The organism is Mesorhizobium sp. CNPSo 4671 (genome assembly GCF_057784245.1).
Window position 1 is genome coordinate 467260 of the sequence record NZ_JBWLUW010000003.1, and the last position, 12884, is coordinate 480143.

At 63.5% G+C, this 12884-nt stretch carries 13 protein-coding genes and 1 riboswitch; of the genes, 11 read left to right on the forward strand and 2 right to left on the reverse strand.

Going from position 1 to position 12884, the window contains the following annotated elements; all coding sequences use genetic code 11:
- Positions 1-2 precede the first annotated feature (2 nt).
- Positions 3-431 carry a DUF1636 family protein gene (locus AC04SF_RS10430; protein ID WP_488477721.1) on the reverse strand — a complete coding sequence of 143 codons (429 nt, stop codon included), beginning with the start codon at positions 429-431 and terminating at the stop codon, positions 3-5.
- Between the two features lie 40 nt (positions 432-471).
- A riboswitch (cobalamin riboswitch) is annotated at positions 472-676 on the reverse strand.
- Positions 677-705: 29 nt separating this feature from the next.
- Positions 706-1905 (reverse strand): winged helix-turn-helix domain-containing protein, encoded by a 1200-nt coding sequence (locus tag AC04SF_RS10435; RefSeq protein WP_488477722.1) that lies wholly within the window; start codon positions 1903-1905, stop codon positions 706-708.
- A gap of 334 nt (positions 1906-2239) precedes the next feature.
- On the opposite strand from AC04SF_RS10435, the gene AC04SF_RS10440 reads away from it, so the two are divergent.
- The 11 genes from AC04SF_RS10440 to AC04SF_RS10490 all read left to right on the forward strand — a co-directional run bounded on the left by AC04SF_RS10440 (position 2240) and on the right by AC04SF_RS10490 (position 12883).
- Entirely contained in the window at positions 2240-2605 is a 366-nt protein-coding gene (locus AC04SF_RS10440; protein WP_095204098.1) for an NADH-quinone oxidoreductase subunit A, read from the forward strand.
- Positions 2596-3177 (forward strand): NuoB/complex I 20 kDa subunit family protein, encoded by a 582-nt coding sequence (locus tag AC04SF_RS10445; RefSeq protein ID WP_013531090.1) that lies wholly within the window; start codon positions 2596-2598, stop codon positions 3175-3177. The genes AC04SF_RS10440 and AC04SF_RS10445 overlap by 10 nt, the downstream gene beginning before the upstream one ends.
- A 4-nt stretch (positions 3178-3181) precedes the next feature.
- Entirely contained in the window at positions 3182-3787 is a 606-nt protein-coding gene (locus AC04SF_RS10450; RefSeq protein WP_488477723.1) for an NADH-quinone oxidoreductase subunit C, read from the forward strand.
- Positions 3788-3796: 9 nt separating this feature from the next.
- Positions 3797-4987, forward strand: a complete 1191-nt coding sequence (locus tag AC04SF_RS10455; RefSeq protein ID WP_096447178.1) for an NADH-quinone oxidoreductase subunit D — start codon at positions 3797-3799, stop codon at positions 4985-4987.
- Complete coding sequence (locus AC04SF_RS10460; RefSeq protein ID WP_488477724.1) at positions 4988-6268, forward strand: NADH-quinone oxidoreductase subunit E; 1281 nt, start codon at positions 4988-4990, stop codon at positions 6266-6268.
- A 10-nt stretch (positions 6269-6278) separates the two neighbouring features.
- Complete coding sequence (gene nuoF / locus AC04SF_RS10465) at positions 6279-7583, forward strand: NADH-quinone oxidoreductase subunit NuoF (RefSeq protein ID WP_488477725.1); 1305 nt, start codon at positions 6279-6281, stop codon at positions 7581-7583.
- Between the two features lie 62 nt (positions 7584-7645).
- Entirely contained in the window at positions 7646-8335 is a 690-nt protein-coding gene (locus tag AC04SF_RS10470; RefSeq protein ID WP_488477726.1) for an NADH-ubiquinone dehydrogenase, read from the forward strand.
- Between the two features lie 74 nt (positions 8336-8409).
- Entirely contained in the window at positions 8410-10491 is a 2082-nt protein-coding gene (gene nuoG, locus AC04SF_RS10475; protein WP_488477727.1) for an NADH-quinone oxidoreductase subunit NuoG, read from the forward strand.
- 2 nt (positions 10492-10493) lie between these two features.
- Positions 10494-11537 (forward strand): NADH-quinone oxidoreductase subunit NuoH, encoded by a 1044-nt coding sequence (gene nuoH, locus AC04SF_RS10480; RefSeq protein ID WP_488477728.1) that lies wholly within the window; start codon positions 10494-10496, stop codon positions 11535-11537.
- Positions 11537-12028, forward strand: a complete 492-nt coding sequence (gene nuoI / locus AC04SF_RS10485) for an NADH-quinone oxidoreductase subunit NuoI (protein ID WP_096447170.1) — start codon at positions 11537-11539, stop codon at positions 12026-12028. The genes nuoH and nuoI overlap by 1 nt, the downstream gene beginning before the upstream one ends.
- A 234-nt stretch (positions 12029-12262) precedes the next feature.
- Positions 12263-12883 (forward strand): NADH-quinone oxidoreductase subunit J, encoded by a 621-nt coding sequence (locus tag AC04SF_RS10490; RefSeq protein ID WP_095204088.1) that lies wholly within the window; start codon positions 12263-12265, stop codon positions 12881-12883.
- Position 12884: the final 1 nt, after the last annotated feature.

Sequence of the window (12884 nt, forward strand, 5' to 3'; positions counted from 1 at the left end):
GGTTAGTCCTTCAGCATGTCGAGGGGTGGAATGCGGGCCACGAGGCCGCGCTTGAGGGAATCGGGCCGGCCGCGCCAGGGGATGAGGCCGTCCGTTGACGTGGCGAAGAGCTTTGCGCCAGTGACGAGGTCGGCGCCGCTGGCCGCAGTCAGGTCGCCGAACACATAGCTCCAGCAGCCGTCGCGCAGGATCGCCGCGCTCAGCCGGCGCTTGCAGTTGCCAAGGCACTCGACCGTGCGCACTCGGATATGGTCGTCAGACGCTGCATGGCGCGTGTCCTCGGCCAACAGTTCGCCGGCGCGGGGATGGGCGTCGGAGCCGGTTTCGTCGCGACAGGAGGCGCAAACGATGACCGTGATGCCGGCCAAGGCTTCGCTGTCGGCGGACGAGATATCCGCTGTGCCAGCCGAAAAACTGCTGTTCTGGTCCAAAAAGCCGGGCTCCTTGCCCGGAAACCCGCCGGGCGATCGGATTCTTCTGTCGCAGACGGCAGGTCTCCTGGCTCGCGGGTCATCGCCTTGGGTGCCGCCTTCCCGGGAAACTCCCAGTGGCTTTCGGCCTTGGCTCTTCGCTTACAGTTGCGGGGACAGCCGCGGATTTGAGATTTTCATCCCGCACCGCATTCCCTCTTAGCCCCTGCCGTTGCGGGCAAAGGACCGTCTGGACCGGATTTAGGCTTTTGCAGGCAGCGGTGTCAACGCGGGCTTACGACACGGCGATGTCGGCCAACGCCGGGCCCAGATCGCCGGCCGGTGTCACCTCCATGCGTTCAAGGCCGAGCCAGCCCTGCATCTGCTTCAGTTCCTCAAAGAGCTGCGCAGCGGTTTCAGGCGGTGCGTTGGGCTCAGGGTAGGCGGCATGGATGCGCAGGACGCTGGCTGGCCGGTCTGCCTTGAGGTCGACGCGCGCGACGATCCGGTCGCCGAACAGGAAGGGCAGGACGTAGTAGCCGTATTGGCGCTTTTCGGCCGGCGTGTAGATCTCGATGCGGTAGTGGAAATCGAACAGCCGCTCCGAGCGCGAGCGCTCGAAGACAACCGGGTCGAACGGTGCGAGCAAGGCGCGCGCCTCGATTTTTCGGGGCAAGCGGGCGTCCTTATGAAGGTAGGCCGGCTTGTCCCAGCCTTCGACGCGCACCGGCACGAGCTCGCCCAACTCGACCAGTTCCTCCAACCGGCCCTTCATGTCGGCCGGCGACAGTCGAAAGTAGTCGCGCAAATCGCCTGATGTCGCGATGCCATGGGCGCGGGCGGAGATGCTTAGCAATTCGCGATGCGCGTCCTCCGGGGCAGGCACCGGCAGATCGAGGATCGCCTGCGGCAGGACGCGCTCGGGCAAATCATAGAAGCGCTCGAAGCCGCGGCGGTGCGCCGTGGTGATGCGCCCGGCCCAGAACAGCCATTCGAAGGCATGTTTGGCATGGCTCCAGCCCCACCAGCCGCCCGAACCCTTCTGGCCTTCGAGCGCGGAGGCGGCGATCGGGCCGCGCTCGGCGACCGCGCGGTAGATCTCTTCTATATAGGCGGCGTGTTCGCGGCCCCATTTGGCCAGGCCCAGATACATCTCGTCGCCTTGCTCGGCGCGCTGCATGCGCCAGCGCATCAGCGGGTAGGTCTCGACCGGCAGGAAGGAGGCCTCGTGCGCCCAGTATTCGAACACCGTGCGCTTGCGGGTCACCGCGGCATTGTCGAGTAAGGCGAGCGGGTAGGGGCCAAGGCGCGAATAGAGCGGCATATAGTGAGCGCGCACCACCGCGCTGACGGAATCGATCTGCAGCAGGCCGGTGCGGGAGAGCACGCGGGCGAGGTGGCGGCGGTCAGGTGTGCCATTTGGGCGCGGATCGAGAAATCCTTGAGCGGCGAGCGCGATGCGCCGTGCCATGGCAAGCGAGATCTTTTCGTTCATGCAGCTGTCACTCTAAGGGCGTCCAGGTCGAGAGTCCGATGGGTGATTCCGGCCCATGCTAGCAGGGTTTTGGCGGCAACCCTGTCAGGAGAGAAAAGTGGAGTAAAAAGCGAAGGAAATCAAACAAGAGCGGATCGGACCAGTTTCTCCGGATATGCCGTCCAGGTCGGGCTTTTGAACAAGGTTTGACTTGCTTCGCTGGAAGTGCTGCGCTAACCCTCGCCGCGTTGCAGCATAGGCCCCTTAAAACGGTTCAGCGGTTAATCTGTCACGCTTCCGCATTAAGGTCCGGTGCTGTAATCAAAGTGGATTGGCGCCAACGGAAAGCCGCTGCATGAACGCACTCCTCAGTTCGTACCTGCCCATCGTCCTGTTCATCGGCGTGGCGCTGGTCGTCGGCCTGGCGCTGCTGGCCGCACCGTTCCTGGTGGCCTATCGCAATCCCGATCCCGAAAAGCTTTCCGCCTACGAGTGCGGTTTCAATTCGTTCGACGATGCCCGCATGAAATTCGACATCCGCTTCTACCTGGTGTCGATCCTGTTCATCATCTTCGACCTCGAAGTGGCCTTCCTGTTTCCCTGGGCGGTGTCCTTCACGAAGATCGGCATGCTGGGTTTCTGGTCGATGATGGTGTTTTTGGCAGTGCTGACCATCGGCTTTGCCTATGAATGGAAAAAAGGAGCGCTGGAATGGGATTGAACGACAGTTCAGGCACCCTCGTCGCGCCGAAGCCGAAGGGCATTATCGATCCCAACACCGGCCGGCCGGTGGGAGAGGACGATCCCTTCTTCCTCGAAATCAACAATGAGCTTGCCGACAAGGGTTTCCTGGTCACCTCGACCGAGGCGCTGATCACCTGGGCGCGCAGCGGCTCGCTGATGTTTATGACCTTCGGTCTGGCGTGCTGCGCCGTCGAGATGATTCACACCTCGATGCCGCGCTACGATTCGGAGCGCTTCGGTGTGGCGCCGCGCGCGTCTCCGCGCCAGTCCGACATCATGATCGTCGCCGGCACGCTGACCAACAAGATGGCGCCGGCGCTGCGCAAGGTCTACGACCAGATGCCGGAGCCGCGCTACGTCATCTCGATGGGCTCGTGCGCCAATGGCGGCGGCTATTACCACTATTCCTATTCGGTAGTGCGCGGCTGCGACCGCATCGTGCCGGTCGATATCTATGTGCCCGGCTGCCCGCCGAGCGCCGAAGCCCTGCTCTACGGCATTCTTCTCTTGCAGAAGAAAATCCGCCGCACCGGCACGATCGAACGGTAAATCCATGGCCGCATCCCTTAGCGAACTGTCGACCTATCTCGGCGAAAAGCTGATCGGCCGCGTCTCTGACGAGGCGATCGCCTATGGCGAGCTCACCATCCATGTCGAGCCGGGCAACCTCATCGAAGTGGTGACGTTCCTGCGCGACGATGCGCGCTGCCAGTTCATCTCGATCATCGATGTCTGTGGCGCCGACTATCCGTCGCGCGCCAAGCGCTTCGACGTTGTCTACCACCTGCTTTCGCCGAAACAGAATGTCCGCATCCGCGTCAAGGTGCAGGCCGACGAAGAGACGATGGTGCCGTCGATCACCGGCGTGTTCCCGGGTGCCGACTGGTTCGAGCGTGAGACTTACGATCTCTATGGCGTGCTGTTCTCGGGCCATCCCGATCTGCGCCGCCTGCTGACCGATTACGGCTTCGAAGGCCATCCGCTGCGCAAGGATTTCCCGCTGACCGGCTTTGTCGAAGTGCGTTACGACGACGAAGCCAAGCGCGTCATCTACGAGCCGGTCGAGCTCAAGCAGGAATTCCGCAATTTCGATTTTCTTTCCCCTTGGGAAGGCACGGACTATGTGCTGCCCGGGGACGAAAAAGCCAAGACGAATTGAGGCGCCAGAATGGCTGAAACCTCCGTCCGCAATTTCAACATCAATTTCGGGCCGCAACACCCTGCGGCGCATGGCGTTTTGCGCCTCGTGCTGGAGCTCGACGGCGAAGTCGTCGATCGCGTCGATCCGCATATCGGCCTGCTGCATCGCGGCACCGAGAAGCTGATCGAGGCCAAGACCTATCTGCAGGCGGTGCCTTATCTCGATCGGCTCGACTATTGCGCGCCGATGAACCAGGAGCATGCCTTTGCACTCGCCGCCGAGCGCCTGCTCGGTATCGAGGTGCCGAGGCGCGGCCAGCTGATCCGTGTGCTTTATTGCGAGATCGGCCGCATCATGTCGCACATCCTCAATGTGACGACGCAGGCTATGGACGTCGGCGCGCTGACGCCGCCGCTGTGGGGCTTCGTCGAGCGCGAAAAGCTGATGGTGTTTTATGAGCGCGCCTCCGGCTCGCGCATGCATGCCGCCTATTTCCGGCCCGGCGGCGTCCACCAGGATCTGCCGCGCCAGCTGGTCGAGGACATCGGCAAGTGGATCGACCCGTTCCTGAAGTCGATCGACGACCTCGATCGTCTGCTGACCGGCAACCGCATCTTCAAGCAGCGCAATGTCGATATCGGCATCGTTTCGCTGGCCGATGCGTGGGCCTGGGGCTTTTCCGGTGTCATGGTGCGCGGTTCCGGTGCGCCGTGGGACCTGCGTAAGTCGCAACCCTATGAATGCTATTCGGAAATGGATTTCGATATTCCGATCGGCAAGAATGGCGACTGCTACGACCGTTACCTCGTGCGCATGGAAGAGATGCGCCAGTCGGCCCGGATCATGCGCCAGTGCGTCGATCTCTTGCTCGGAAAGGAAAGCACCGGCCCGGTATCGAACTTGGACGGCAAGGTGGTGCCGCCGAAGCGCCAGGCAATGAAGCGGTCGATGGAAGCGCTGATCCATCACTTCAAGCTCTACACCGAGGGCTACCGTGTGCCGGCCGGCGAGGTCTATGCCGCCGTCGAGGCGCCGAAGGGCGAGTTCGGCGTCTATCTCGTCTCTGACGGCACGAACAAGCCGTACCGCTGCAAGCTGCGTGCCCCTGGCTTTGCGCATCTGCAAGCCATGGATTTCCTCTGCCGCGGCCACATGCTGGCCGACGTCACCGCCGTTCTTGGCTCCCTCGACATCGTGTTTGGTGAGGTCGATCGCTAAATGTCAGTCCGCCGTCTCGCAGAAGCCAGCGTCCAGCCAGCCTCCTTCGCCTTCAACCGGGCGAACGCGGCAGCAGCGAAGCAATGGATCAAGAAGTACCCGAAAGGCCGCGAGCAGTCGGCGATCATTCCCTTGTTGATGATCGCGCAGGAGCAGGAAGGCTGGGTCACCAAGGCAGCGATCGAGACGATTTCCGACATGCTCGGCATGCCCAGGATTCGCGGGCTCGAGGTCGCTACTTTCTACACGCAGTACCAGCTCAATCCCGTCGGCACCCGCGCCCACATCCAGGTCTGCGGCACCACGCCCTGCATGCTGCGCGGCTCGGAAGCGCTGATGGATGTCTGCCGTTCGAAAATCCATCACGACCAGTTCCACACCAACGACAAGGGCACCTTGTCGTGGGAAGAGGTCGAGTGCCTCGGCGCCTGCGTCAACGCGCCGATGGTCATGGTGTTCAAGGATACGTTCGAGGATCTGACGCCAGAACGGCTGGCCGAAATCATCGATCTCTATGACGCGGGCAAGGGCGCCTCGGTGGCGCCGGGACCGCAGAACGGCCGTACCGGCTCGGAGCCGGCCTCCGGCCTGACGACGCTGAAGAGCGAAAAGGCGATCCTCAAGTCGACCCGTGACAGGGAGGCCAGGGAGGCTGCAAAGGCCGCCAAGGCGGCACCCGGCGCGATCATTGCCGCGCCCGTTCCGGCACCCGATGCCGCTCCCGTCGCACCGTCCAATGCCAGCAAGCCGAAGACCGATGCGCCTGAAACCAGCCCGGCGTTGAAGACACCGTCAAAGACCGAGGTGGCGCCGGCGGCGGAGAAGGCGGCGAGCGTTTCGGCGCCGCCGCATTCGGCCGCCAACGCCAACACGGCAGCGCCGGAAGTCGAGAAGGTCTCCAAGCAGCGCAACGGGCCGACGGCCAAGGCCGAACCGGCCGCTGCCTTCAAGGCGCCGGAAGCCAAGGCGCCGGCGGCAAAGCCGGCGAAACCGTCGCTGGAGGACAAGAACCGTCCGGCCGGCATCGACAGGCCGGCCGCGGTCGACGATCTCAAGCTCATCTCCGGCGTCGGCCCGAAGATCGAGGGCGTGCTGCATACGCTGGGTATTTTCACCTTCGCACAGGTCGCGTCGTGGAAGAAGGCCGAGCGCGAGTGGGTCGACGGCTATCTTTCCTTCCACGGCCGTATCGACCGCGACGACTGGGTCAAGCAGGCCAAGGCGCTCGCCAAGGGCGGTGTCGCCGAATACATCCGCGTTTTCGGCAAGAAGCCGGTCTGAGGGACGAAAAATGCTTCAGGACAAAGACCGCATCTTCACCAACATCTACGGCCTCTTCGACAAGTCGCTGGCTGGCGCGATGGCGCGCGGCGCCTGGGACAACACGCCCGGCATCGTCGCCAAGGGGCGCGAATGGATCGTCAACGAGATGAAGGCGTCGGGCCTGCGCGGCCGTGGCGGCGCCGGCTTCCCGACCGGCCTCAAATGGTCGTTCATGCCCAAGCAGAGCGACGGCCGGCCGAGCTACCTGGTCATCAATGCCGACGAATCCGAACCCGGCACCTGCAAGGACCGCGACATACTGCGCAACGATCCGCACACGCTGGTCGAAGGGGCGCTGCTCGCTGGTTTCGCCATGGGCGCGGTTGCCGCCTACATCTATGTGCGCGGCGAGTTCATCAGGGAGCGCGAGGCGCTGCAGCGCGCCATCGACGAGGCCTACGAGGCCAGGCTGATCGGCAAGGGCAACACGTCAGGCTACGATTTCGACGTCTACATGCATCATGGCGCCGGCGCCTATATTTGCGGCGAGGAGACGGCGCTGCTGGAGAGCCTCGAAGGCAAGAAGGGCCAACCCAGGCTGAAGCCGCCATTCCCGGCCAATGTTGGGCTGTACGGTTGTCCGACAACCGTGAACAATGTCGAGTCGATCGCGGTGGCGCCGACCATCCTGCGCCGTGGAGCGGCCTGGTTCTCGTCCTTCGGCCGGCCCAACAATGTCGGCACCAAGCTGTTCTGCGTGTCGGGCCACGTCAACAACCCGTGCACCGTCGAAGAGGCGATGTCGATCCCGTTCCGCGAACTGATCGAGACGCATTGCGGCGGCATCCGCGGCGGCTGGGACAATCTGCTCGCGGTCATTCCGGGCGGGGCCTCGGTACCGCTGGTGCCGGCCGAGCAGATCATCGACACGCCGATGGATTTCGACGCGCTGCGCGACCTCAAATCCGGCCTCGGCACGGCGGCCGTCATTGTCATGGACAAGTCGACCGACGTCGTGAAGGCGATCGCGCGGCTGTCCTATTTCTACAAGCATGAGAGCTGCGGCCAGTGCACGCCGTGCCGCGAAGGCACCGGCTGGATGTGGCGGGTGATGGAACGGCTGGTGCGCGGCGAGGCGCAGAAGCGCGAGATCGACATGTTGCTCGACGTCACCAAGCAGGTCGAGGGCCATACGATCTGCGCGCTGGGCGATGCCGCGGCATGGCCGATCCAGGGCCTGATGCGGCATTTCCGTGGCGAGGTGGAGCGCCGCATCGACGAGTTTTCGCGCAACGCGCACCGGGCCGAACCGGTGATGGTGGCGGCCGAATAGACGAATTTGTGAGTTTGGGAATAACGGGGCGGGGCGAACGAAGAAACGACCAGGAGAACTCTATGGCGGCGTATTCGACACCCTACCCAATGATGCCCAATTTGGACCAGATCGAGAAGATGAACCAGGACCTGACCAGGATGATGCCGAAGGAGATGGCCAGCGCCGTCAACCTTTTCGTGCATCCTGTCGCGGGTGCGGCGGCGATGTCGGCGCTTGGCATCGGGCTCGCCAACCACGCCTTCGGCGTCTGGCTGGGCGCGCTCACAGGAGCGGCCGAGGCATCGCAGCGCCTCATGCAGCCGCTGATCGAGGATTTCGAGGCGCGCGTCGAGCAATTCGAGGACACGTCGTCCATCAAGGCGCGGGCGACGGCCAAGACCCTGATTGCCGAGGCGCAGTCCTTTGCGCAGGAGGTCACCGACATCGCTGCGAAGGAGGCCGCCACCGCGGTGCCGGTGACGAATGCCGCTCCGGCAACGGGCGAGGCAGCCGAGGTGCTGCTGCCGGAGGATTTCAGGCAGCCCAAGGCCATGGACAAGCCGGCGAAACCGTCGGACCTGAAGGCAATATCTGGCATCGGCCCGAAGCTGGAGAAGGTGCTGAACGGGCTTGGCATCTGGACGTATGCCCAGATCGCCGCCTGGTCGCCGCAGGAGATCGCCTGGGTCGACGATTATCTGTCGTTCAACGGCCGCATCGGCCGCGACGACTGGACCGCCCAGGCGGCTGTGCTGGCTGTGAAGAAGTGAATGAAATGCCGGACGCTGCGTCTGCCGCGCCCGGGAAATGAGATTGCGGGAAATCCGCAGGGGTTTGAAGCGAAATGGCAAAGCTCAAGGTCGACGGGAAAGAGATCACTGTACCCGACCACTACACGCTGCTGCAGGCGGCGGAAGACGCGGGCGCGGAAGTGCCGCGCTTCTGCTTCCATGAGCGGCTGTCGATCGCCGGCAATTGCCGCATGTGCCTGATCGAGGTGAAGGGCGGGCCGCCCAAGCCGCAGGCCTCCTGCGCCATGGGCGTGCGCGACTTGCGCCCCGGCCCCAATGGCGAGCCGCCGGAAATCTTCACCAACACGCCGATGGTCAAGAAGGCCCGGGAAGGCGTGATGGAGTTCCTGCTGATCAACCATCCGCTGGATTGCCCGATCTGCGACCAGGGCGGCGAATGCGACCTGCAGGACCAGGCGATGGCCTTCGGTGTCGATTCCTCGCGCTATCACGAGAACAAGCGCGCGGTGGAGGACAAGTATATCGGGCCGCTGGTCAAGACGGTGATGAACCGCTGCATCCATTGCACGCGCTGCGTCCGCTTCACCACGGAAGTTGCCGGCATTTCCGAACTCGGCCTGATCGGCCGCGGCGAGGATGCCGAGATCACCACCTATCTCGAACAGGCGATGACGTCGGAACTGCAGGGCAATGTCATCGATCTCTGCCCGGTCGGCGCGCTGACCTCCAAGCCCTTCGCCTTCCAGGCGCGGCCGTGGGAGCTCACCAAGACCGAATCCATCGACGTGATGGACGCGGTCGGCTCGGCGATCCGCATCGATAGCCGAGGCCGCGAAGTGATGCGCATCCTGCCGCGCGTCAACGAGCAGGTGAACGAGGAGTGGATCTCCGACAAGACCCGCTTCATCTGGGACGGATTGCGCACGCAGCGCCTCGACCGCCCCTATGTGCGCAAGGACGGCAAGCTGGTTCCGGCAAGCTGGGCCGAGGCGTTTGCCGCGATCAAGGACGCGGTGTCGAAGGCAGCGCCCGAGAAGATCGGCGCTATCGCCGGCGATCTCGCTGCGGTGGAAGAAATCTACGCGCTGAAGCAGCTGATGGCTTCGCTCGGTTCGAAGAACACCGACTGCCGCCAGGATGGCGCCGCACTCGATCCGTCGCTCGGCCGCGCCAGCTACATCTTCAATCCGACCATCGAAGGCATCGAGCAGGCCGACGCGGTGCTGATCATCGGCGCCAACCCGCGCTATGAAGCTTCGGTGCTCAATGCGCGCATCCGCAAGCGCTGGCGGGTCGGCAATCTGCCGGTCGGCGTCATCGGCGATATCGGCGACACGCGCTACGAGTATGAACTGCTCGGCGCCGGGCCGGATTCGCTGAAGGATCTGGCCGACGGCAATGGCAAGTTCTTCCAGACGCTGAAGAAGGCGACGCACCCGCTGATCATCATCGGCCAGGGCGCTCTGGCGCGCGCCGATGGCGCGGCGGTGCTTGGCCAGGCGGCGAAGCTCGCTGCTTCTGTCAACGCAGCACGCGCCGACTGGAACGGCTTTGCCGTGCTGCACAATGCGGCGGCCAGAGTCGGCGGCCTCGATCTCGGTTTCGTGCCGGGCGAGGGCGGCAAGGACGTTGCCGGCATGCTGGGCGAAACGGACGTGCTGTTCCTGCTCGGGGCCGACGAGATCGACATGGGCAAGACCGGTGGCGCCTTCGTCGTCTATATCGGCACCCATGGCGACCAGGGCGCGCACCGCGCCAATGTCATCCTGCCGGCTGCCGCCTACACGGAAAAGTCGGGCACCTACGTCAACACCGAAGGGCGTGTGCAGCAGACCAACCGCGCCGGCTTCGCACCGGGTGATGCCCGCGAAGACTGGGCGATCCTGAGGGCGTTGTCGGACGTGCTGGGCAAGAAACTGCCGTTCGATTCGCTGCCGCAGCTGCGCGCGAAACTCTATGGCGAGTATCCGCATCTGGCCCGCATCGATCAGGTAGCCGCCGGCAATGCCGAGGACATCGCCAAGGTGGCGAAGCTCGGCGGGCGGCTGAACAAGGGTACCTTCACCTCTCCGGTCAAGGATTTCTACCTGACCAACCCGATCGCGCGGGCGTCCGCCGTGATGGCGGAATGCTCGGCACTGGCCAAGAGCGGCTTCAAGCAGGCGGCGGAATAAGCATGGACACCTTCTTCTCCTTCTACGTGCTGCCGGCGCTGCTGATCCTCTTGAAGTCAGTCGTGCTGATCGTGGTGCTGCTGGTCTTCGTCGCCTACATCCTCTACGCCGATCGCAAGATCTGGGCGGCGGTGCAGTTGCGCCGCGGCCCGAACGTCGTCGGCCCCTGGGGCACGCTGCAGGCCTTCGCCGATCTGTTGAAATTCGTCTTCAAGGAGCCGGTCATCCCGTCCGGCGCCAACAAGGGCGTTTTCCTGCTGGCGCCGCTGGTCTCTGCCGTGCTGGCGATCTCGGCCTGGGCCGTCATTCCGGTCAATGAGGGTTGGGCGATCGCCAACGTCAATGTCGGCATCCTCTATGTCTTCGCCATTTCCTCGCTCGAGGTCTATGGCGTGATCATGGGCGGCTGGGCGTCCAACTCGAAATATCCGTTCCTCGGCGCGCTGCGTTCGGCCGCGCAGATGGTGTCCTACGAAGTCTCGATCGGCTTCGTCATCGTCACCGTGCTGCTCACCGCCGGCTCGCTCAACCTCAGCGATATCGTGCTGTCGCAGCAGGGTGGAATTGGCACGCGGCTTGGCCTGCCCAACACCTTCCTCGACTGGAACTGGCTCGCGCTGTTCCCGATGTTCATCATCTTCTTCATCTCGGCGCTGGCCGAGACGAACCGGCCGCCTTTCGACCTGGTCGAAGCCGAATCGGAACTGGTTGCCGGCCACATGGTCGAATATTCGTCGACGCCGTTCCTGCTGTTCTTCCTCGGCGAGTATGTCGCCATCGTCCTGATGTGCGCGCTGGCCACCATCCTGTTCCTCGGCGGCTGGCTGCCGCCCTTCGACTTCGCGCCCTTCACCTGGGTGCCCGGCGTCATCTGGTTCGTGCTGAAGGTCTGCTTCGTGTTCTTCGGCATCTCGATGGTGAAGGCCTTCGTGCCGCGCTACCGCTACGACCAGCTGATGCGGCTGGGCTGGAAAGTGTTCCTGCCGATCTCGCTGTTCATGGTGGTCGCCACCGCAGCCTTTCTCAAGATCACGGGGTTTGCGTGATGTCCGCTCTCGGCCAAGCCGCCAAATCGCTGCTGCTGCAGGATTTCGTCAGCGCCTTCTTCCTGTCGATGCGCCAGTTCTTCGCGCCGAAGGAGACGATCAACTATCCGCACGAGAAGGGGCCGACCAGCCCGCGCTTCCGGGGCGAGCATGCACTGCGCCGTTATCCCAATGGCGAGGAACGCTGCATCGCCTGCAAGCTGTGCGAAGCAATCTGCCCGGCGCAGGCCATCACCATCGAGGCCGGCCCGCGCCGCAATGACGGCACGCGCCGCACGGTGCGTTATGACATCGACATGGTGAAGTGCATCTATTGCGGCTTCTGCCAGGAAGCCTGCCCGGTCGACGCCATCGTCGAGGGGCCGAATTTCGAGTTCGCGACGGAGACGCGCGAGGAACTCTACTACGACAAGGACAAGCTGCTGGCGAATGGCGACCGGTGGGAGCGCGAACTGGCGCGCAACATCTCGCTGGATGCGCCGTACCGCTGATATTTGACGCATGGACGGGGCGAGGGGCCTCGTCCAGAGGATGACCCCGAAAAGTTGCAGACTTTTCGGACCAGATCATCCTCCGGATGAAAAGAGTGTCGCATGTTTCTTTCGATCGGGTCTTTCAACCCGATCGGAACATGCGATAGGAACACGCAACTTGACGACCGGAGGCGGTCGCAGAAATCAAACAGGACGAACGTCCTGTTTGGACAGGAACCCGGGGGAACCCCAATGCTGAGTGGACTAGAGGCGGCCTTTTTCTACCTCTTCGCCTTTGTCGCCGTGGCGTCGGCGTTCATGGTCATTTCGTCGCGCAACCCCGTGCATTCGGTGCTGTTCCTGATCCTGACCTTCTTCAACGCCGCCGGCCTGTTCATGCTGACCGGCGCCGAGTTCCTGGCGATGATCCTGCTCGTCGTCTATGTCGGCGCGGTCATGGTGCTGTTCCTGTTCGTCGTCATGATGCTTGACGTCGATTTCGCCGAGATGAAGGAAGGCGCCCTGCAATATGCGCCGATCGGCGCGCTGGTCGGGCTGATCCTGGCGGCGGAGCTGATCGTGGTGCTGGGCGGCTACACCTTCGCGCCGAAGCTGGCCGCGACGGTTTCGAAGCCTATTCCCGATCTCGCCGCGCGCTCGAACACGGCCGCACTCGGCGACATCCTCTATACCGACTACCTCTACTACTTCCAGATTTCGGGCCTCATCCTGCTGGTCGCCATGATCGGCGCCATCGTGCTGACGCTGCGCCATAAGGAAGGGGTCAAGCGGCAGTCGATCGCAGCCCAGGTCGGCCGCACGCCGGCCACCGGCATGGAAATCCGTAAGGTCAAGTCGGGCGAAGGAGTCTGAG